At 70.3% G+C, this 20055-nt stretch carries 20 protein-coding genes; 16 read left to right on the forward strand and 4 right to left on the reverse strand.

The features are described 5' to 3' along the window. Positions 1–97: 97 nt before the first annotated feature. Positions 98–1309: a low specificity L-threonine aldolase gene (locus BFN33_RS37555; RefSeq protein WP_069764652.1), complete on the reverse strand. Its 1212-nt coding sequence runs from the start codon at positions 1307–1309 to the stop codon at positions 98–100. A 174-nt stretch (positions 1310–1483) separates the two neighbouring features. On the opposite strand from BFN33_RS37555, the gene BFN33_RS37560 reads away from it, so the two are divergent. The 10 genes from BFN33_RS37560 (at position 1484) to BFN33_RS37605 (ending at position 9660) form a co-directional block, all read left to right on the forward strand. Then, complete coding sequence (locus BFN33_RS37560; RefSeq protein ID WP_069764653.1) at positions 1484–2413, forward strand: Rossmann-like and DUF2520 domain-containing protein; 930 nt, start codon at positions 1484–1486, stop codon at positions 2411–2413. Beyond that, complete coding sequence (panC, locus tag BFN33_RS37565; protein WP_069764654.1) at positions 2410–3402, forward strand: pantoate--beta-alanine ligase; 993 nt, start codon at positions 2410–2412, stop codon at positions 3400–3402. Before BFN33_RS37560 ends, panC begins: the two co-directional genes overlap by 4 nt. Continuing rightward, positions 3399–5108 carry an L-aspartate oxidase gene (locus tag BFN33_RS37570; RefSeq protein ID WP_069764655.1) on the forward strand — a complete coding sequence of 570 codons (1710 nt, stop codon included), beginning with the start codon at positions 3399–3401 and terminating at the stop codon, positions 5106–5108. The genes panC and BFN33_RS37570 overlap by 4 nt, the downstream gene beginning before the upstream one ends. A gap of 5 nt (positions 5109–5113) precedes the next feature. Beyond that, on the forward strand, positions 5114–6100 hold the full coding sequence (nadC, locus tag BFN33_RS37575) for a carboxylating nicotinate-nucleotide diphosphorylase (protein WP_069764656.1): 987 nt from the start codon (positions 5114–5116) through the stop codon (positions 6098–6100). Positions 6101–6105: 5 nt separating this feature from the next. Further along, positions 6106–6903, forward strand: a complete 798-nt coding sequence (locus BFN33_RS37580) for a type III pantothenate kinase (protein WP_069764657.1) — start codon at positions 6106–6108, stop codon at positions 6901–6903. A gap of 175 nt (positions 6904–7078) precedes the next feature. Further along, positions 7079–7762 (forward strand): hypothetical protein, encoded by a 684-nt coding sequence (locus BFN33_RS37585; RefSeq protein ID WP_069764658.1) that lies wholly within the window; start codon positions 7079–7081, stop codon positions 7760–7762. Between the two features lie 55 nt (positions 7763–7817). Next, on the forward strand, positions 7818–8000 hold the full coding sequence (locus BFN33_RS37590; RefSeq protein ID WP_069764659.1) for a hypothetical protein: 183 nt from the start codon (positions 7818–7820) through the stop codon (positions 7998–8000). A 152-nt stretch (positions 8001–8152) separates the two neighbouring features. Beyond that, a complete protein-coding gene (locus tag BFN33_RS37595) occupies positions 8153–8545 on the forward strand; it encodes a BlaI/MecI/CopY family transcriptional regulator (RefSeq protein WP_069764660.1) in 393 nt (130 codons plus the stop codon). A gap of 9 nt (positions 8546–8554) precedes the next feature. Further along, a complete protein-coding gene (locus tag BFN33_RS37600) occupies positions 8555–9103 on the forward strand; it encodes an amino-acid N-acetyltransferase (protein ID WP_069764661.1) in 549 nt (182 codons plus the stop codon). A gap of 221 nt (positions 9104–9324) precedes the next feature. After that, on the forward strand, positions 9325–9660 hold the full coding sequence (locus tag BFN33_RS37605; RefSeq protein ID WP_057612447.1) for an Lsr2 family protein: 336 nt from the start codon (positions 9325–9327) through the stop codon (positions 9658–9660). A 35-nt stretch (positions 9661–9695) separates the two neighbouring features. Here the strand turns inward: BFN33_RS37605 and BFN33_RS37610 are convergent, their stop codons facing one another. Next, positions 9696–10457 carry an SCO3374 family protein gene (locus tag BFN33_RS37610; protein ID WP_069764662.1) on the reverse strand — a complete coding sequence of 254 codons (762 nt, stop codon included), beginning with the start codon at positions 10455–10457 and terminating at the stop codon, positions 9696–9698. A gap of 430 nt (positions 10458–10887) precedes the next feature. On the opposite strand from BFN33_RS37610, the gene BFN33_RS37615 reads away from it, so the two are divergent. Continuing rightward, positions 10888–13416 carry an ATP-dependent Clp protease ATP-binding subunit gene (locus tag BFN33_RS37615; RefSeq protein ID WP_069764663.1) on the forward strand — a complete coding sequence of 843 codons (2529 nt, stop codon included), beginning with the start codon at positions 10888–10890 and terminating at the stop codon, positions 13414–13416. 532 nt (positions 13417–13948) lie between these two features. Here BFN33_RS37615 and BFN33_RS37620 read toward each other — a convergent pair. After that, entirely contained in the window at positions 13949–14581 is a 633-nt protein-coding gene (locus tag BFN33_RS37620; protein WP_069764664.1) for an HAD family acid phosphatase, read from the reverse strand. A 373-nt stretch (positions 14582–14954) separates the two neighbouring features. Here BFN33_RS37620 and BFN33_RS37625 point away from each other — a divergent pair, with 373 nt between their 5' ends. Further along, positions 14955–15503, forward strand: coding sequence for a M23 family metallopeptidase (locus BFN33_RS37625; RefSeq protein ID WP_069764665.1), 549 nt, complete (start codon positions 14955–14957; stop codon positions 15501–15503). A gap of 12 nt (positions 15504–15515) precedes the next feature. On the opposite strand, the gene BFN33_RS37630 is transcribed toward BFN33_RS37625, so the two are convergent. Further along, a complete protein-coding gene (locus tag BFN33_RS37630) occupies positions 15516–16112 on the reverse strand; it encodes a TetR/AcrR family transcriptional regulator (RefSeq protein ID WP_069764666.1) in 597 nt (198 codons plus the stop codon). A 143-nt stretch (positions 16113–16255) separates the two neighbouring features. Here BFN33_RS37630 and BFN33_RS37635 point away from each other — a divergent pair, with 143 nt between their 5' ends. From BFN33_RS37635 to BFN33_RS37650, 4 genes are all read left to right on the forward strand, one after another. Beyond that, positions 16256–17821 (forward strand): MDR family MFS transporter, encoded by a 1566-nt coding sequence (locus BFN33_RS37635; RefSeq protein WP_069764667.1) that lies wholly within the window; start codon positions 16256–16258, stop codon positions 17819–17821. 106 nt (positions 17822–17927) lie between these two features. Continuing rightward, positions 17928–18422 carry a helix-turn-helix transcriptional regulator gene (locus tag BFN33_RS37640; protein ID WP_069764725.1) on the forward strand — a complete coding sequence of 165 codons (495 nt, stop codon included), beginning with the start codon at positions 17928–17930 and terminating at the stop codon, positions 18420–18422. Beyond that, a complete protein-coding gene (locus BFN33_RS37645; protein WP_057612454.1) occupies positions 18419–18853 on the forward strand; it encodes a VOC family protein in 435 nt (144 codons plus the stop codon). The genes BFN33_RS37640 and BFN33_RS37645 overlap by 4 nt, the downstream gene beginning before the upstream one ends. After that, complete coding sequence (locus tag BFN33_RS37650) at positions 18850–19743, forward strand: class I SAM-dependent methyltransferase (protein ID WP_069764668.1); 894 nt, start codon at positions 18850–18852, stop codon at positions 19741–19743. The genes BFN33_RS37645 and BFN33_RS37650 overlap by 4 nt, the downstream gene beginning before the upstream one ends. Positions 19744–20055: the final 312 nt, after the last annotated feature.

Below are 20055 nucleotides of genomic sequence, written 5' to 3' on the forward strand. Positions count from 1 at the left end.
GTGGGGGTCGCGCGCGAACTGCGCGAACACCAGCGGCCCTGGCGGGGCGGCCGGCCCGGAAGCGGGTACAGCACGCCCCGCCCCGGCCGCCGACCCGTCAGCCGGTGATCTCCCTCAGCCGGGCGACGAAGTCTGCGGCCGCCGTCTTCACGTCCGCCGCAGTCCACTCCAGGGCCGCGCCACGGACGTTGACCTCGGTCATCGACAGGCCGGGGCCCTTCTCGTCCCAGGGATTGATGAACAGGGCCGTCCCCGTCTCCTCCGACTGCCGGATCGCCGCCTCGGAGAGCTCGTCGACGCCGTACGGCAGCCAGACCTGGAAGTCGAAGGTGTGCGGCACCTCGGGGTGGACCCGCGCCCACGGCACCCCGGCCTCCGCGAGTCCCTCGCGCAGCGCGGCGGCCACCACACGCGCGTGGGTGACGTACTCGGGCAGCCTGGGCAGTTCCCGCTCCAGTCCGGCGAGGGCCGACAGGACGGTCGGGAACTGCTGGAAGACCGCGCCGCCGTACCGGTGCCGCCAGGTCTTCGCCTCGTCGATCAGGGTCTTCGGACCGGCGAGTGCGGCCCCGCTGAAAGCCTGGAGGGACTTGTAGAACGACACGTACACGCTGTCCGCGAGGTCCGCGATCTCGGCCAGGGGACGGCCGAAGTGGACGGTGGTCTCCCACAGACGCGCCCCGTCGAAGTGCACCACCGCGTCGCGCTCGCGGGCCGCCTCCACGACCTCGGTGAGCTCCTCCCAGGTGGGCAGCACGAAACCGGCGTCCCTGAGGGGCAGTTCGAGCATCAGCGCACCGAAGGGCTCCTCGAAGCCGCGTATCTCGTCGGCCGTGGGCTGCCGCGGTTCGCTCGTCACCTGGACCGGGCGCAGACCGGAGACCTCCCGGAAGGCGTCGCGCTCGTACATCTCGGGATGGGCCAGGGCGTGCAGGGCGACGGTGGGGTTGCCGGTGCGGCCCGCCCAGCAGCGCAGCGCCACCTGCTGGGCCATCGTGCCGGTAGGGAAGAAGGCGGCGGCCTCCTTGCCGAGGAGTCCTGCGACCTTCTCCTCCAGGGCCTCCACGATGCCGTTCCCGTAGAGGTCGGACGGCTCGTCCAGGTCGTAGAGCGTGTCCGCCCCGTCGAGGAGCGACAGGCGCTCGCGGAGGGGTGCGAGCAACCCCAGGCGCGCGAGCGTGCGCTTCGCGCTCCGATAGGCGTTGATGCGCCGTACGCGGCGGCGCAGCAGCCGTTCCGCCTCCGTGAGCTGCTCCGGTCGTGCCTCGTCCGCCGTCTGTCCCGCGCCCTGCTCCGCTGTGTCACTCATGCCCGGATCATCTCGTGTGCCCCGGGTGCGGGCCCACGGATTTTCCGCGCTCCCCGGCCCGCACGGAAACCCACAGCCTGTGGACAACCGGACGCCCCTCGAACCGATCGCGTTAACATGACGAGAAATCGTCCGGTACCCAGATGCGGACTGGAACGGGAAGGCCGCCGTCGCGTGAGTACAGTCCAACAGCCAGACAACAAGGACCGCCCCGCGCGGCTCACCGTCGGCGTCGTGGGCGCCGGCCGGGTGGGGCCGACGCTCGCCGCGTCCCTCCAACTCGCCGGGCACCGGCCGGTGGCCGTCTCCGGGGTCTCCGACGCCTCCCGGCGGCGGGCCGCGCTGCTGCTCCCGGACGTCCCGCTCGTCACTCCCGAGGACGTCCTGCAGCGTGCCGACCTGGTGCTGCTGACCGTCCCCGACGACACCCTGCCGGGACTCGTCGAGGGACTCGCCGAGACCGGGGCCGTGCGCCCGGGACAGCTGCTCGTGCACACCTCCGGGCGGTACGGCGCGAAGGTCCTGGACCCCGCCCTGCGCGCGGGCGCGCTGCCGCTGGCCCTGCACCCGGCGATGACCTTCACCGGCACCCCCGTGGACGTCCAGCGCCTGGCCGGCTGCTCCTTCGGCGTCACCGCCCCCGAGGAGCTGCGGCTGGCCGCCGAGGCCCTCGTCATCGAGATGGGCGGCGAGCCCGAGTGGATCGACGAGGAGAAGCGGCCGCTGTACCACGCGGCCCTGGCCCTCGGCGCCAACCACCTGGTCACGCTGGTCGCCCAGGCCATGGAGCTGCTGCGCTCGGCCGGTGTCGCGGCCCCCGACCGGATGCTCGGCCCGCTGCTCGGCGCCGCCCTCGACAACGCCCTGCGCTCCGGCGACGCGGCCCTCACCGGACCCGTCGCGCGCGGGGACGCCGGCACGGTCGCCGCGCACGTCACGGAGCTGCGCAGGCACGCCCCGCAGACCGTCGCGGGCTATCTCGCGATGGCCCGCGCGACCGCCGACCGGGCGCTCGCCCACGGACTGCTGAAGCCGGAGCTCGCCGAGGACCTCCTCGGGGTACTCGCCACGGGTACCAACGGCGCCGAGGGAGACGCCCGATGACCACGACCCTGCTGCGCACCGCCGGTGAACTGCACGCGCGCGTGCGTGCGGGCCGCCGGGCCGTCGTGATGACCATGGGCGCCCTGCACGAGGGTCACGCCACCCTCATCCGCACCGCGCGCGAGATCGCCGGACCCGACGGCGAGGTCGTCGTCACCGTTTTCGTGAACCCCCTCCAGTTCGGCGCGGGCGAGGACCTCGACCGCTACCCGCGCACCCTGGACGCCGACCTCAAGATCGCCGAGGACTCCGGCGCGGACGCCGTCTTCGCCCCCTCCGTCGACGAGGTCTATCCCGGCGGCGAGCCCCAGGTGCGCATCAGCGCGGGCCCGATGGGAGAGCGCCTGGAGGGCGCCTCGCGTCCCGGCCATTTCGACGGCATGCTCACCGTCGTCGCCAAGCTGCTGCACCTCACCCGCCCCGACATCGCTCTCTACGGCCAGAAGGACGCCCAGCAGCTCGCTCTGATCCGCCGGATGGTGCGCGACCTGAACTTCGGCGTCGAGATCGTCGGCGTGCCCACCGTGCGCGAGGACGACGGCCTGGCCATGTCCAGCCGCAACCGCTACCTCAAGCCGCAGGAGCGGCGCACGGCGCTCGCCCTGTCCCGCGCGCTGTTCGCGGGCCGTGACCGGCACGCGGCACAGGAGGCGCTGCGCGCGCGGGCCCGCGAAGTGCCCGCCACGTCCGCGCGTGCCGAGGCACTGAGCGCCCTCGGCGAGTCCCGCGCGGCCGCCGACGCGCACGCCGTCGCCAAAGTCCTCCCGGGTGCGCCCTCGACCGTCCGCGCGGCCGCCCGCCTGATCCTGGACGACGCCGCGCGCCAGGACCCGCCGCTAGCCCTGGACTACCTCGCGCTCGTCGACCCGTCCGACTTCACGGAGATCGACGACGACTTCACCGGCGAGGCCGTCCTCGCCGTCGCCGCCCGGGTGGGGACGACCCGGCTGATCGACAACATCCCCCTGACCTTCGGAGCCGCCTCGTGACCAGCACAGGCATACGACTGCACGCACCCGCGCCCGGGTGGTCCATCGACGCGGACCTCGTGGTCGTCGGCTCCGGCGTCGCCGGCCTCACCGCCGCCCTGCGCTGCCAGGCCGAGGGCCTGAGGACCGTCGTCGTCACCAAGGCCCGCCTCGACGACGGCTCCACCCGCTGGGCGCAGGGCGGCATCGCCGCGGCCCTCGGCGAGGGCGACACCCCCGAACAGCACCTGGACGACACGCTGGTGGCGGGCGTGGGCCTGTGCGACGAGGAGGCCGTACGGATCCTCGTCACCGAGGGACCCGACGCCGTACGCCGCCTGATCGCGACCGGCGCGCACTTCGACGAGTCCGAGGAGGGCGACCTGGCGCTCACCCGCGAGGGCGGCCACCACCGCCGCCGGATCGCGCACGCGGGCGGTGACGCCACCGGCGCGGAGATCTCCCGGGCGCTCGTCGAGGCCGTCCACGCGCGTGGACTGCGCACGATCGAGAACGCCCTCGTGCTCGACCTGCTGACGGACGAGCACGGACGGACGGCGGGCGTCACCCTGCACGTCATGGGCGAGGGCCAGCACGACGGCGTGGGTGCCGTGCACGCCCCCGCGGTCGTCCTCGCGACCGGCGGCATGGGCCAGGTCTTCTCCGCGACCACCAACCCGTCCGTGTCCACGGGCGACGGCGTGGCACTCGCCCTGCGCGCGGGCGCCGAGGTCAGCGACCTGGAATTCGTGCAGTTCCACCCCACCGTGCTGTTCCTCGGCCCGGACGCCGAGGGCCAGCAGCCGCTCGTCTCCGAGGCCGTGCGCGGCGAGGGCGCCCACCTGGTCGACGCCGACGGCGTGCGCTTCATGACCGGACAGCACGAACTGGCCGAGCTGGCACCCCGCGACATCGTCGCCAAGGGCATCACGCGCCGCATGCAGGAGCAGGACGCCGAGCACATGTTCCTCGATGCCCGGCACTTCGGCGCCGACATGTGGGAGCACCGCTTCCCGACGATCCTCGCCGCCTGCCGCGCCCACGGCATCGACCCGGTCACCGAGCCCATCCCGATCGCGCCGGCCGCCCACTACGCCTCCGGCGGCGTGCGCACCGACTCCCAGGGGCGTACGACCGTCCCGGGCCTGTACGCGTGCGGCGAGGTCGCCTGCACCGGCGTGCACGGCGCGAACCGGCTCGCCTCCAACTCCCTCCTGGAGGGACTGGTCTACGCCGAGCGCATCGCCGCCGACATCGTGGCGAGCCGCGCCGGGCTCCACGCGCGCGTGCCCGCACCCGTCGAGCGGCCCGAGAGGCCCGCGCATCCCCTGCTCACGCCCGAGGCGCGGTTCGCGATCCAGCGGATCATGACGCAGGGCGCGGGAGTGCTGCGCTCGGCCGAGTCCCTGTCCAAGGCGGCCGGCCTCCTGCAGCAGTTGCACGCCGACGCCCGCGACGCCCTCGCGGAGAACGGCAAGACGGCTGAGCCCGGCGTCGACACCTGGGAGGCCACCAACCTCCTGTGCGTGGCCCGTGTCCTGGTCGCCGCCGCCCTGCAGCGCGAGGAGACGCGCGGCTGCCACTGGCGCGAGGACGCGCCCGACCGGGACGACACGGCATGGCGCCGCCACATCGTCGTACGGCTCAATCCCGACCGGACCCTCGCCGTACACACCACCGATACCGCAGACTTCCCCCCGACCCGGCAGCCCCTTCAGGAGCAGTGACAGTAGTGAGCACCGACGACCTTCCCCTCGCCTCGTCCGGCGGCTGCGGCGACGGCTGTGCCTGTGGCGCCGCCTCCGACGGTCTCGACGAGGAATACCTGGAGTGCGGGCTCGACCCCGCGCTCGCGCAGCTCCTGGCCGACGCGGGACTCGACCCCGTGGAGGTCGAGGACATCGCCAACGTCGCCATCCAGGAGGACCTCGACCACGGCGTGGACGTGACGACCGTCGCGACCATCCCCGAGGACGCCGTCGCCACCGCCGACTTCGTCGCGCGGGAGGCGGGCGTCGTGGCCGGCCTGCGGGTCGCCGAGGCGGTCGTCTCGGTGGTCTGCGAGGACGAGTTCGAGGTCGAGCGGCACGTGGAGGACGGCGACCGGGTGGAGGCGGGACAGAAGCTCCTGTCGGTCACCACCCGCACGCGTGACCTCCTCACCGCCGAGCGCAGCGCGCTCAACCTGCTGTGCCGGCTCTCGGGCATCGCGACCGCCACGCGCGCGTGGGCGGACGCACTGGAGGGCACCAAGGCACGCGTGCGTGACACCCGGAAGACCACTCCGGGGCTCAGGTCGCTGGAGAAGTTCGCCGTGCGGTGCGGGGGCGGGGTCAACCACCGCATGTCGCTGTCCGACGCGGCGCTGGTGAAGGACAACCACGTGGTCGCCGCCGGTGGCGTCGCGTCGGCGTTCAAGGCCGTACGAGAGGCTTTCCCGGACGTGCCGATCGAGGTCGAGGTCGACACCCTGCACCAGCTGCGGGAGGTCGTGGACGCGGGCGCCGATCTGATCCTGCTGGACAACTTCACGCCCGGTGAGTGCGAGGAGGCGGTCGCGGTCGTGCACGGGCGGGCCGCGCTGGAGGCCTCCGGGCGGCTGACGCTGGCCAACGCGCGCGCGTACGCCGACACCGGGGTCGACTACCTCGCCGTCGGAGCGCTCACCCACTCCTCGCCGATCCTCGACATCGGCCTCGATCTGCGCGAGGCGGAGTAGTCGCGATGCTCCTCACGATCGACGTAGGCAACACGCACACCGTCCTCGGGCTGTTCGACGGAGAGGACATCGTCGAGCACTGGCGGATCTCCACGGACGCGCGCCGGACGGCGGACGAGCTGGCGGTACTGCTGCAGGGCCTGATGGGCATGCATCCCCTCCTCGGCGACGAACTGGGCGACGGGATCGACGGGATCGCGATCTGCGCGACCGTGCCGTCCGTGCTGCACGAGCTGCGTGAGGTGACGCGGCGGTACTACGGCGACGTGCCGGCCGTGCTGGTCGAGCCCGGAGTGAAGACGGGGGTGCCGATTCTCACCGACAACCCCAAGGAGGTCGGGGCGGACCGGATCATCAACGCGGTGGCCGCCGTCGAGCTGTTCGGCGGGCCGGCGATCGTCGTGGACTTCGGTACGGCGACGACGTTCGACGCGGTGTCCGCGCGTGGGGAGTACGTCGGCGGAGTCATCGCGCCGGGTATCGAGATCTCCGTGGAGGCGCTCGGTGTGAAGGGGGCGCAGCTGCGGAAGATCGAGGTGGCCCGGCCGCGGAGTGTGATCGGCAAGAACACGGTCGAGGCGATGCAGTCCGGAATCGTGTACGGCTTCGCCGGGCAGGTCGACGGGGTCGTCGGCCGGATGGCCCGGGAGCTCGCGGACGATCCGGAGGAGGTGACGGTGATCGCCACGGGTGGACTGGCGCCGATGGTGCTGGGGGAGTCGTCGGTGATCGACGAGCACGAGCCGTGGCTGACGCTGGTGGGGTTGCGGCTGGTGTACGAGCGGAACGTGTCACGGATGTGACTTCGCCACCTGGTACCTGGCCACCCGGCACCCCGCCACCCGGTACACGGCCGCCAGGTCCCGCCTCGCGTCCGGGCGGGCGGCCTGCTCGCGCCACGCCCGTCCCCTATGACGAATTTGTCTGATTAGCGCGTAGTGTCGCCGCATGCCCACGCCATACGGATCCCGCGGCGGCATGGCGTTCGGCGTGGAGGAGCTGCGTGTGCTCCGCCGCGCTCTCGCCCTCGCCCTTCACCCCGCCCCCGCCTCGGCCGAGGACATCAAGGACTGCCACCGCCTCGCCGAGTCCCTCGACGAGGCGGTGCGTGAGGGTGCCCGGCTGCGCGCCTTCCTGGTGGCCGACCTCGCCCGGTACCGCGCCGCGCTGCCCGGCACCGCCGCCGGCTACCTCACCTTGCTGGAGGAGGTGCTGGGCGCCGGGTACCGGCCCGAGCCCGACGATCTGGCCGCGCTGAGGGCGCTGCGCGGCAACCCCGTCGCGGCAGCGCTGCTGAGCCGCTGCCAGGTGCTGGCCGAACGAGACGTACGGGCTCGTCTGGCGGGCTCCACGGCCGCCCGGCGTGCCCGGGTCGCCCCAGTGGTCCCCGCCTCCCGTACGCGCCTCCTGGCGCTGCCCGGGGGCCTTTTCGGAAGTGTCTCCGGGGGTCCTTCCGAGGCCGCCCGGGGTGGTCCCGCGGACCAGGACGCCAAGCAGCCGGCGAAGCGTCCGGCCCAGCCGCCGGCGAAACCGGCGGAGAAACCCGCCCCCGCCGGCCCCCAGCCCTCCCGGCGGCCCATCCCCACCCCGGGCGAGGTCTTCCCCCGCCGCAAACCGGCCCCACCCCCGGCGAACCCGCCACAGCACCTGGCCGCGGGCTGACCGACAGACCGCACCCCGCCCGGGTTGTCCCCGTGCGCCTGGCTACTCTGGACGCATGGACTACGTCTCCGCGCTCGTGCCTCCGGTCGTCATGGCCGCGTTCTTCATCGGACTGATCCGGGTGATCGTGAAGACCCAGGGCGGGGCCAACAAGGCCAAGGAGGACGCGGCCGTCGACGCGGCTCTCGCGCGCGCGGAGGGGGCCAGGCAGGCCTCCGGGTCCGCGGGCGACGCCTGAGCGATCCGCGGCGCCCTCGCCGGCGTACGACTCTCCGAGCCACCGCGCTTTCCGAGTCGTACGCCCTTTTTGTTGCTGTTTGGTGTTGAAAGGGCCGTCCGTCACGCCGATAGCCGGATCTCCCACTATTGTGCTGAGCTGTGCCTCGCCCATTGGGAGAACTCGAAGACGCGGTCATGACGCGGGTGTGGAAGTGGAACCGCCCGGTCACCGTTCGGGAAGTCCTGGAAGACCTTCGGCAGGAACGGTCCATCGCCTACACCACGGTGATGACCGTTTTGGACAATCTCCATCAGAAGGGCTGGGTGCGTCGTGAGGCGGAAGGCCGGGCCTATCGATATGAGGCGGTCTCCACACGGGCCGCCTACGCCGCCGCACTGATGAACGACGCCTGGTCCCAGAGTGACAACCCCGCCGCCGCTCTCGTCGCCTTCTTCGGCATGATGAGCGAGGAACAGCGACTGGCACTCCAGGACGCCGTGCGGATGGTCCAGGGGCCGCCCGCGGAGAACCCCGACTCGGCATCGCGAGGCGGCGGGCGATAGCGTCCGCTCATGTCCGCGAAGAGCCCCTCCGCCGAGAACCCCGAAGTCACCGCAAAAGCCATCACGGTCCGGCGGGCCCGTACCAGCGATGTCGCCGGCATCCGTCGCCTCCTCGACTCCTACTCCCGCGACCGCATCCTGCTCGACAAAGCGACCGTGACGCTTTACGAGGACATCCAGGAGTTCTGGGTCGCCGAGCGCGACGACAACGCCGAGCTGGTCGGCTTCGGCGCCCTGCACGTGATGTGGGAAGACCTCGCGGAAGTGCGCACTCTTGCCGTGAAGCCCGGACTGAAGGGTGCCGGGGTCGGCCATCAGTTGCTGGAGAAGTTGTTGCAGACGGCCCGCTGGCTCGGTGTTCGTCGCGTTTTCTGTCTCACCTTCGAAGTGGACTTCTTCGGCAAGCACGGCTTCGTCGAGATCGGTGAGACACCGGTTGACACCGATGTCTACGCGGAGCTACTGCGTTCCTATGACGAAGGCGTGGCGGAGTTCCTCGGTCTCGAACGGGTGAAACCGAACACCTTGGGCAACAGCCGGATGCTTCTGCACCTGTGATCGCCAGGATTCTGGCGCTCGGCCCTGCCCAGGTTCCCTATGTCCGAAACGCGCACGTTTCCGGACGAGGAGACCCTCGTCGGTCTCTCCCGGGGGTTTGTGTTTTCCCAGCAAAAGCGGTTTGCTTTCCGACGTACTGCAGTACTGCATATAACAGGGGACGGCGAAACGGCGGACGCCGCAGACCCCCGGCCCTCAAGTATTGGATGAAAGGAAATCCGGTGGCACAGAAGGTTCAGGTCCTTCTTGTCGATGACATCGACGGCGGCGAGGCGGACGAGACCGTCACGTTTGCGTTGGACGGCAAGACGTACGAGATCGATCTCACGACCGCCAATGCGGACAAGCTCCGTGGCCTTCTCGACCCTTACGTGAAGGGCGGTCGCCGTACCGGAGGCCGAGCCGCGGGCGGGCGCGGAAAGGCGCGGGCCGCTTCCGGTGGCAGCCAGGACACCGCTCAGATCCGTGCCTGGGCGAAGGAGAACGGTTACGAGGTCAATGACCGCGGCCGAGTTCCGGCGAGCATTCGCGAGGCTTACGAGAAGGCCAACGCCTGATCGAAAGGTTCACTGCGGCCGGGGCCTGCGAATGCTTATGGCTGCGTGCGCCGCAGCCGCAGCCGGTGGCAGTGCGTCGCCACCGTGTTCACGACGCGTACGAGATCGGGGGCGCCCCCACCGCCCCCCAGCGCCGACAACGTCGGCAGCGAGGCCTCGACCTCGCACCCAGGCTCGGGGGGTCGCACCCACACGGCGGCCCCCTGCAGGGCGCCCGGGCGGCCCAGGGCGAGCGGTCGCCGGCTCCCGACGGCCCGGCTCGCCTCCGTGGCTGCCTGTCGGGGCGTGAGGTCGCCCGGTTCCGGGCGTGCCGCCCGGGCGGGGGATTCGTCTTCGCCGGGCCCCGTGAGCCGCACCGACGCCACCTCCCCGAGTCCGCTCACGGTGGGCCTCGGCGGGCGCGGTGCCCGCATCACCGCGCCCGTGCCGATCGCCCGCAGGTCGAGCGCGAGGGCGCCCCACTCCAGCCAGTCCAGCAGGCCCGGCAGCTCCTCCGTGCTGCCCGCGGCCACCAGAAGCTCCATACGGTCGCCCCGCATCGCCACCGGAGAGGTCCCCGCGAGATGGCGCAGGGCCGCGCGGCCGGCCTCGGCCGGAACGTCCAGGACGTCGAAGCGCAGCCCCAGACGCAGTCGCAGGGAAGATTCCGCGGTGCTCGCGGGCACCGTGGGCCAGCCCAGTTCGTTCTCGTACCAGCGGCGGACCGGATCGTCGTCGAAGGCGGCCAGGTCGAGCGGCCGACGGGGGAGCGGGACCGCGGTGAGATCCGTGGTGAGGGAGGGACGGCTGCCGAACATGCCAAGTGCAACCGCCGAAAGACCGCAAGAGTTACGTTGGGTGTGCCTGCGTGTGCGAAGAGTGCTCACGGAGGGGGCGTGCGGGGGTGCGGGGTGGTGCAAGGTTGTTCGCCCATAGCGGAGGGACGGGGGGCGTGCGGCATGGACTGTCGGTCCGCGCGGGTAAGACATCCCTAGTGGGAGGGGGCGACACGCAGGAAAGGCCGTCTCACGTTCGCCATCGGCGTACTGGCGACTGGGGTAACTGCCTGGCCTGCGGGAACATCGTCTCGCACCATCGGGTTGGAGCAGATGTCGGCGTTCGGGGTCAGGAGGCCAAGGACGGTGTCGGCAGTTGGAATGAGCGGTCCCCGCTTGCGGGACTAAGCTGCGGAAGGACAGGGAGGGGAAGTTCCCCCCACTGCCTGACCGCTCTGAGGAGCGATTAACGATGTTCGAGAGGTTCACCGACCGCGCGCGGCGGGTTGTCGTCCTGGCTCAGGAAGAAGCCCGGATGCTCAACCACAACTACATCGGCACCGAGCACATCCTCCTGGGCCTGATCCACGAGGGTGAGGGTGTCGCCGCCAAGGCCCTTGAGAGCCTCGGGATTTCGCTCGAGGCGGTCCGCCAGCAGGTGGAGGAGATCATCGGGCAGGGGCAGCAGGCCCCGTCCGGCCACATCCCCTTCACCCCCCGTGCCAAGAAGGTCCTGGAGCTGTCGCTCCGCGAGGCCCTTCAGCTGGGCCACAACTACATCGGCACGGAGCACATCCTGCTCGGCCTGATCCGTGAGGGCGAGGGCGTCGCCGCCCAGGTCCTGGTCAAGCTGGGCGCTGATCTCAACCGGGTGCGGCAGCAGGTCATCCAGCTGCTCTCCGGTTACCAGGGCAAGGAGACCGCCGGCGCCAGTGGCGGCCCTGCCGAGGGCACCCCCTCGACGTCCCTGGTCCTCGACCAGTTCGGCCGGAACCTCACCCAGGCCGCTCGTGAGTCCAAGCTCGACCCGGTCATCGGGCGCGAGAAGGAGATCGAGCGGGTCATGCAGGTGCTGTCCCGCCGTACCAAGAACAACCCGGTCCTGATCGGTGAGCCCGGCGTCGGCAAGACCGCCGTCGTCGAGGGCCTCGCCCAGGCCATCGTCAAGGGCGAGGTGCCCGAGACGCTGAAGGACAAGCACCTCTACACGCTTGACCTCGGCGCCCTGGTCGCCGGCTCCCGCTACCGCGGTGACTTCGAGGAGCGCCTGAAGAAGGTCCTCAAGGAGATCCGCACCCGCGGCGACATCATCCTGTTCATCGACGAGCTGCACACGCTGGTCGGTGCGGGTGCCGCCGAGGGCGCCATCGACGCGGCTTCGATCCTGAAGCCGATGCTGGCCCGCGGTGAGCTCCAGACCATCGGTGCGACCACGCTGGACGAGTACCGCAAGCACCTGGAGAAGGACGCGGCCCTCGAGCGCCGCTTCCAGCCCATCCAGGTCGCGGAGCCGTCCCTGCCGCACACGATCGAGATCCTCAAGGGGCTGCGCGACCGGTACGAGGCGCACCACCGTGTCTCCATCACGGACGAGGCGCTGGTCCAGGCCGCCACCCTGGCCGACCGGTACATCTCGGACCGCTTCCTGCCGGACAAGGCGATCGACCTGATCGACGAGGCCGGCTCGAGGATGCGCATCCGCCGGATGACCGCGCCGCCGGACCTGCGCGAGTTCGACGAGAAGATCGCGGGTGTGCGCCGCGACAAGGAGTCCGCGATCGACTCGCAGGACTTCGAGAAGGCCGCCTCCCTCCGCGACAAGGAGAAGCAGCTCCTGGCCGCCAAGGCCAAGCGGGAGAAGGAGTGGAAGGCCGGCGACATGGACGTCGTCGCCGAGGTCGACGGCGAGCTGATCGCCGAGGTCCTCGCGACCGCCACCGGCATCCCGGTCTTCAAGCTGACCGAGGAGGAGTCCTCGCGTCTGCTGCGCATGGAGGACGAGCTCCACAAGCGGGTCATCGGCCAGGTCGACGCCGTCAAGGCGCTGTCGAAGGCGATCCGTCGTACGCGTGCCGGTCTGAAGGACCCGAAGCGTCCCGGTGGTTCGTTCATCTTCGCCGGCCCGTCCGGTGTCGGTAAGACCGAGCTCTCCAAGGCGCTCGCGGAGTTCCTCTTCGGTGACGAGGACGCGCTGATCTCCCTCGACATGTCGGAGTTCAGTGAGAAGCACACGGTCTCGCGGCTCTTCGGTTCGCCCCCCGGCTACGTGGGCTACGAAGAGGGCGGCCAGCTGACGGAGAAGGTGCGGCGCAAGCCGTTCTCGGTGGTTCTCTTCGACGAGGTCGAGAAGGCCCACCCGGACATCTTCAACTCGCTGCTGCAGATCCTGGAGGACGGTCGCCTGACCGACTCCCAGGGCCGGGTCGTGGACTTCAAGAACACGGTCATCATCATGACGACCAACCTCGGCACCCGGGACATCTCCAAGGGCTTCAACCTGGGCTTCGCGGCCTCGGGCGACAAGAAGACCAACTACGAGCGCATGAAGAACAAGGTCTCGGACGAGCTCAAGCAGCACTTCCGGCCCGAGTTCCTCAACCGCGTCGACGACGTGGTCGTCTTCCCGCAGCTGACCCAGGCCGACATCCTCCAGATCGTCGACCTGATGATCGGCAAGGTGGACGAGCGCCTCAAGGACCGGGACATGGGCATCGAGCTCTCCCAGTCCGCCAAGGAGCTGCTGTCCACGAAGGGTTACGACCAGGTGCTGGGCGCGCGGCCGCTGCGTCGCACGATCCAGCGCGAGATCGAGGACACGCTGTCGGAGAAGATCCTCTTCGGCGAGCTGCGTCCCGGTCACATCGTGGTCGTCGACACGGAGGGCGAGGGCGAGACCAAGACCTTCACCTTCCGCGGCGAGGAGAAGGCGGCTCTGCCCGACGTCCCGCCGATCGAGCAGGCGGCCGGCGGTGCCGGACCGAACCTGAGCAAGGAGGCGTAAGCCTCAGGGCGACGCCAGAAGGGGCCGGTGCTTTTCGAAGCACCGGCCCCTTTCTCTGTGCTCGACCAGGGCGGCCTCGACAACGGGGAAGTGCTTGGCCAAGGGGGACAGCGAGACGGAGGACACTGCGGGGTTCCCGCACAGCCTGCCCTGGGAGAGCGAGGCCGTACGCCGGGAAGGGCCCGGGGACTCCACATGGCCGGGGGATATGGTGCGGACCAGGGGACCTCGTCCTCGCCGAGAGCGAGCTGCTCGTCCCGCGAGGAGACGAGGGCGGAGAGCCGGACGGGTTTGTCCACCAGGCCGGCGCCGGGACCGTCCGGCCGGAAGGGTTTCCTCACCGGCCGACCAGACCGGACCCCGATTTGCCGCCGAGTACGGCCGGCTCCATCCGCCGCCCACATGTGCACTGCGACGGACGGAGCCCAGGGACTGTCCGGCCGATCAGGCCGACTTCAGCCACGGTGCCTGAACAGTGCGTGCCTGTTCCCGCGACGACGGAGTGATCCGCCGGACAGGCCCCAGCCGAACGTCAGGACAACTGGCCGTCGTAGTCCGGGAGTTTGAAGGTCTTCTCGGCGTGGCCGCCCGACAGGTCGGTGGTGCTGTTGCCGATGTTCGCGATGATCGTGTAGCCCTTGTTCTCGATGTCGACGCGCTGGGCGGTCTTGTAGGCGGCGACGTCCTTGAAGAGGTCGATGAAGTTGCGGACGTACAGGCCGCTGACCTGGTAACCGACGTGCTTGAGGTTGTAGTTGGTCACCGAGGCGATGATGTCGGGGCGGGCGGTCACGAAGAACAGCGATACGCCGTGCTCCTGGGCGTACTTCGCGACGTCCAGGACGGGCTTGTTGGCCGGCGCGGGGTAGCTGAAGCCGAAGTCCGTCTCCAGCGTGGTGTTGTCGATGTCGAAGACGATCGCCTGCTTCTCGCCGGTCCCGGCGGCGGCGATACGCGTCTTCAGGTAGGGCAGGGCCTGGCTCATCACGGCCTGGCAGTCGGTCTGCCAGGTGGCGTAGTCGACGTCTTCGGCGGCGGCCGTAGCGGTCGGGGAAGCGCTGGTGGTCGTCGTCGCGGCCTCGGCGGGGACGGCCAGGGCGACGAGTGCGGCTGCGGAGACGGTGCTTACGGCGATGCGGTGCGCCCAGGGGCGTCGGCTTGTCACGGTGTGGGGGTCCTCTCACGTCCGGAAACGCTGCAGTTGTCGCGTGCATGCTTGTTGGTGAGGGTGGCGCGAGGGGAACCGTAGGGTTACCGGTTGGTAGGAAGCCAGAGGCGTGCGTCACATGGCACGGCTTTTGCCTTTGGGGTGCCGGTGACTTGCCGCACAGGCGATTTGTCCGTTACTAGCGGGAATAGTCGTGGGATTCAGTGCGGAATAGGACATCTCGCACGACCCGGCGCGACCTATTACTACAGTCCGTCGTAGATGTGCTGTTTGGGGGTTTTTGGCCCCCGGGGGTACCAAGGGTTGTCCCATCCGGTCGCCGCTGTGCGCCGGATGGTTTTCCTGTCCCCCAGGCATTCATGAGGTTCTGATGTTCCAGCGCGTCTTCAACCGCTCTTCCCGTACGTCCCTGCTCCGCACCCGTGTTGCCGTCGTGGCCGCGTCCGTCGGAACGACGGTCGCACTGGGGGCGGGAGTCGCCTCGGCGGCGTCCTCCTCGGCCCACTGGGTCGACCCGGTGAAGAAGTACACGCTCAGCGCGAGCTACGCCCAGGCCGGGAGCATGTGGCACTCCACCCACAGCGGGCAGGACTTCGCCGTGCCGAGCGGTACGACCGTCGTCGCCGCGCACGGCGGGACTGTCGTCAAGGCGGGCCCGGGAGGCGCCGGTGACGGTGCCGCCTACGGCAACGCCATAGTGATCAAGCACAGCAAGGGGCGGTACTCGCAGTACGCCCACCTCTCGCGGATCAAGGTCAAGGTCGGCCAGGTCGTCAAGACCGGCCAGCGCATCGCCCTGTCCGGCAACACCGGCAACTCCAGCGGCCCGCACCTGCACTTCGAGATCCGCAAGACCGCCAACTACGGCTCCGCGATAGACCCGGTCGCCTTCCTGCGGGCCCAGGGCGTCAAGGTCTGAGCGGCTGACCGCCTACGCGTTCGCTCCGCCCCGGTGGGCCTGGGTGACCAGGTCCGTCGCCACCTCGAGGACCGCCTTGCGCTTGGCCTCCTGGTCGGCGGCGATGTCCTGGAGGAAGAACATCCCGGCGTGCATGGTGAAGATCGCGCTGACGCAGCGGACCTGGTCGGTCAGGTCCGCCTCCGGATCGATGATGATCTCGCGCAGCCCCTGCATGCGCTCCTTGAAGGTCTCACCCACGCGCAGTTCGCGGACCGCCGCCTGGTTCTCCTGCATGAAGCGGAACAGCGGTGCCGCGCCGGCCAGGATCTCGCTGTAGCGCCGCACGATCTCCTGCTTGGTCTCCAGGGTGTGCGGCTGCTTCCTGCCCCACTCGATCAGGTCGAGGATCGGCTGCGTCAGATCGTCGAAGATGCTGACGAGGATCTCTTCCTTGGTCTTGAAGTGGTAGTAGAGCGCCGCCTTGGTCACGTCCAGGTGCTCGGCGATCTCCCGCAGGGACGTCTTCTCGTACCCCTGCTCCGCGAAGAGTCCGAGGGCCACGTCCTGGATGCGCTGGCGTGTGTTGCCGCGGCGCTGCTGCTTCGTGACGTCCATGGTGCCGCCCATCCTCGTGCTCCTCGGCTTCCCATAAAACTTACTTGACGCCCGGCTAGTTATGCCTCTACCTTCCCCAGTGTAGACAACTAGCCGGGCGGCAAGTAAGTGCCCCCGGCGGGGGAAGTACCGCAGGACCTCAGGGGAGTGGAACGATGGCGGACACACAGACGGTCGAGACGGAGCCGGACAAGAAACAGCGCAGTGTGCGGGTCGTCCTGCTCGCGCTGATGATCACCATGATGCTCGCGATGCTCGACAACATGATCGTGGGCACCGCGATGCCGACGATCGTGGGCGAACTCGGCGGGCTCGAACACCTCTCGTGGGTCGTGACGGCCTACACGCTGGCCACTGCGGCCGCCACCCCGCTCTGGGGCAAGCTCGGCGACATGTACGGCCGCAAGGGCGTCTTCATGACGTCGATCGTGCTCTTCCTGATCGGCTCCGCGCTCAGCGGTATGGCGCAGGACATGGGGCAGCTCATCGGTTTCCGGGCCGTGCAGGGCCTCGGCGCCGGCGGTCTGATGGTCGGCGTCATGGCGATCATCGGTGACCTGATCCCGCCCCGGGAGCGCGGTAAGTACCAGGGCATGATGGCGGGCGTCATGGCGCTCGCGATGATCGGCGGTCCGCTGGTCGGCGGCACCATCACCGACAACTGGGGCTGGCGCTGGTCCTTCTACATCAACCTGCCGCTCGGCGTGGTGGCGCTCGGCCTCATCAGCGTCGTGCTGCACCTGCCGGCGAAGCGCGCGCAGGCGCGGATCGACTATCTCGGCGCCGCGCTGCTGACCGTCGGCATCACCTCCATCGTGCTGGTGACCACCTGGGGCGGCACGGAGTACGCCTGGACGTCCGCGCGGATCATGGAGCTGATCGGGATCGGTGTCGCCGCGCTCGTCGGGTTCGTGTTCTGGCAGACCAAGGCGGCCGAGCCGGTTCTTCCGCTGCACATCTTCCGCAGCCGCAACTTCACGCTGATGTCGATCATCGGCTTCGTCACCGGCTTCGTGATGTTCGGCGCCACCCTCTTCCTGCCGCTGTACCAGCAGTCCGTGCAGGGCGCCTCCGCCACCAACTCCGGGCTGCTGCTCCTGCCGATGCTCGGCGCGATGCTGGTGACCTCGATGGTCGCGGGACGGGTGACCACCAACAGCGGGCGGTACTACGTCTTCCCGGTCCTCGGCAGCGTCCTGATGGTCATCGGGCTGTACCTGCTGTCGACGATGGACACGGGGACCTCGCGGCTCACGTCCGGCGTCTTCATGGCCGTCGTCGGTCTCGGCATGGGCTGCCTGATGCAGATCACCATGCTGGTCGCGCAGAACAGCGTCGAGATGAAGGACATGGGCGTCGCGTCCTCGTCCACCACCCTGTTCCGTACGCTCGGCTCCTCCTTCGGTGTCGCCATCATGGGTGCGCTGTTCAACCACCGGGTCCAGGACACCATGGCCGAGCGGGGCGGGTCGCTGGGTTCCAAGGTGACCGAGCAGTCCGCGCAGCTGGACGCGAAGAGCCTGGAGAAGCTGCCGGACGCGGTGCGCGAGGCGTACCAGTACGCGGTCTCCGCCGGCACCCACTCGGCGTTCCTGCTCGGATCGATCGTCGCCGTGGTCGCGCTGGTGGCGGCGGTGTTCGTCAAGGAGGTGCCGCTGAAGGGCGCGGGACCGCAGAAGTCGGCGGACGACGCGGCGCCGGCTCCGCTGGTCGAGGTCTGAGCCGAACCTCCTGAAACCGAAGGCCCCCGGATGGTGTCCGCCCCGGGGGCCTTCTTCATGCGCGCTCGCGGGGTCGATGTCAGTGCCGCGTGCCACCATCGGCCTCATGGACAAGGTGCGGCAGATCCGGCTCGCCAAGGACGCCATGGACCGCGACTGGGCCGATCCCGCCCTGGACCTGGACGCCGTCGCGGCGCATGCCGGGTACTCGCGGTATCACTTCCTGCGCGCCTTCAAGGAGGCGTACGGCGAGACGCCCGGGCAGTACCTCACGCACCGGCGGATCGAGCGGGCCGAGGAGATGCTGAGGGGGGCCGATCTGAGGGTGACCGAGATCTGCCACCTGGTCGGCTTCAGCAGCCTCGGCACCTTCTCCGCCCGCTTCAAGGCGCGGACCGGGCTCACCCCGAGCGAGTACCGCACCAAGCACGTGGGCCGCGGCGCCGCCCTGATCCCCGGGTGCTACGCCATGCTCTGGGCCGGCGGATTCCCCACCGCGAGAACGGCGACGAGGACCGCAACTTTGAAGAAGCGGCCCGGCCCCGGCCCTGCCTACGGTGACGGAGAGGAACCCCCGCACGACAGGAGAGCAGAGCCATGATCCAGGGACTGGGCATCGCCACCGTATGGACCTTCGACCAGCAACGCACGAAGGCCTTCTTCACCGAGAAGCTCGACTTCGAGGTGCGCAGCGAGGTCTCGATGGGCGAGATGACATGGGTCACCGTCAGCGCCAAGGAGCAGCAGGGCGTCGAGCTGGCCCTGATGAGCCTCGACGGCCCCGGGCTGGACCCCGAGTCCGCCGAGGCGCTGAAGAAGCTCGTCGGCAAGGGCGTGATGGGCGCCGGAGCGTTCCGTACGGACGACTGCCGCGGTGACTACGAGACGTTCCGGGCGCGCGGGGTGGAGTTCATCCAGGAACCGCAGGAGCGGCCGTACGGCATCGAGGCGATCTTCCGCGACGACAGCGGCAACTGGTACTCGCTGACCCAGCGCCGTGAGGAGCTCGACTTCTCGAAGGACTGGGCGTGACGGACACCGGGGAGGAACCGGCCGTCGCGGACCACACGGCCGTACGGGTCGCCCTCTGGCGGGCCCTGCACGTCCGCGCGGATCCGCCGCCGCATGTCCTGGAGGACGAGATCGGGCTGCGGCTCGCGGACCCGGACGACGGCTGGCGCGACCGCCCCGACATGGACGTGGACGCCACGCGCCGCACCCGCGCGTCGATCGTGGCCCGGGCCCGGTTCGTCGAGGACCTGGTCGTCGAGGCGGTCGGGCGAGGGGTGGACCAGTACGTGGTCCTCGGCGCCGGTCTCGACACTTTCGCCCAGCGCAGGCCCGAGGTCGCCGCGGCGAGCGGGCTGCGGGTCTTCGAGGTGGACAGGGCCGGCCCGCAGGCCTGGAAGCGGCGGCGGCTCATGGACCTGGGGCTCGGCGTCCCCGATTGGCTGCGGCTCGTGCCGGTCGACTTCGAGGGGGACTGGTGGGGGCGGCTCGTCGAGGCGGGGCTCGATCCCGCGCGGCCCGCGGCGGTGGCCTCCACGGGCGTCACCATGTACCTCACCCGTGAGGCCGTCGCGGCCACGTTCCGCCTGGGCGCCGGGCTCGCCCCGGGTTCCACGCTGGTCACGACCTTCCTGCGGCCGTTGGAGGACGTCGAGCCGGAGCAGCGGCCACAGCTCGAGGCCGCCGTCGCGGGCGCACGGGCCGCGGGGACACCGTTCCTGAGCTTCTACCGGCCGTCCGAGATCCTGGCCCTGGCCCACGAGTCCGGCTTCACCAAGGCCCAGCACGTGCCGGCGGAGGAGCTGGACCGGCGCTACTTCGAGGGACGGACGGACGGGCTACGGCCGTCCAGGGGAGAGGAGCTGATGCTGGCGCGGGTCACGGGGGCAGCGGATGGCTCCCCTGTGCCGTAGGCGCGTGTCGCGGCAGCCGCAGTGCGGCCGGCGCGGCGTCCGTCGGAGGGTGGATGGACGGGGGTGGGTCCATCGAGGGGGAGGGGCTGATGCCGGCGTGGGGCATGGCGGCATCTGGTGGCCCCCGTGGCTGAAGGTGCGTGTTGCGGCAGCCGCAGTGTGGCCACCGCGGCGTCCGTCGGGGGCGGATGGACCGGTGCGGCCGTCGCAGGGGGAGGAGTTGATGCTGGCGTGGGTCACGGCGGCAGCCGCAGCCCGGTCTGCGCGGCTTCCGTCGGGGCGCCCTTCGGAGGGCGGATGGACGGGGGTGGG

Source organism: Streptomyces sp. LUP47B (assembly GCF_001746295.1).
Taxonomy (GTDB): domain Bacteria; phylum Actinomycetota; class Actinomycetes; order Streptomycetales; family Streptomycetaceae; genus Streptomyces.

Bases quoted from the DNA above. Each gene is read 5' to 3' on its own strand.
- BFN33_RS37555 (WP_069764652.1), bottom strand. From the start codon at position 1,309: ATGAGTGACACAGCGGAGCAGGGCGCGGGACAGACGGCGGACGAGGCA.
- panC (WP_069764654.1), top strand. From the start codon at position 2,410: ATGACCACGACCCTGCTGCGCACCGCCGGTGAACTGCACGCGCGCGTG.
- BFN33_RS37580 (WP_069764657.1), top strand. From the start codon at position 6,106: ATGCTCCTCACGATCGACGTAGGCAACACGCACACCGTCCTCGGGCTG.
- BFN33_RS37585 (WP_069764658.1), top strand. From the start codon at position 7,079: ATGGCGTTCGGCGTGGAGGAGCTGCGTGTGCTCCGCCGCGCTCTCGCC.
- BFN33_RS37590 (WP_069764659.1), top strand. From the start codon at position 7,818: ATGGACTACGTCTCCGCGCTCGTGCCTCCGGTCGTCATGGCCGCGTTC.
- BFN33_RS37600 (WP_069764661.1), top strand. From the start codon at position 8,555: ATGTCCGCGAAGAGCCCCTCCGCCGAGAACCCCGAAGTCACCGCAAAA.
- BFN33_RS37610 (WP_069764662.1), bottom strand. From the start codon at position 10,457: ATGTTCGGCAGCCGTCCCTCCCTCACCACGGATCTCACCGCGGTCCCG.
- BFN33_RS37615 (WP_069764663.1), top strand. From the start codon at position 10,888: ATGTTCGAGAGGTTCACCGACCGCGCGCGGCGGGTTGTCGTCCTGGCT.
- BFN33_RS37625 (WP_069764665.1), top strand. From the start codon at position 14,955: ATGTTCCAGCGCGTCTTCAACCGCTCTTCCCGTACGTCCCTGCTCCGC.
- BFN33_RS37630 (WP_069764666.1), bottom strand. From the start codon at position 16,112: ATGGGCGGCACCATGGACGTCACGAAGCAGCAGCGCCGCGGCAACACA.
- BFN33_RS37635 (WP_069764667.1), top strand. From the start codon at position 16,256: ATGGCGGACACACAGACGGTCGAGACGGAGCCGGACAAGAAACAGCGC.
- BFN33_RS37640 (WP_069764725.1), top strand. From the start codon at position 17,928: ATGGACAAGGTGCGGCAGATCCGGCTCGCCAAGGACGCCATGGACCGC.
- BFN33_RS37645 (WP_057612454.1), top strand. From the start codon at position 18,419: ATGATCCAGGGACTGGGCATCGCCACCGTATGGACCTTCGACCAGCAA.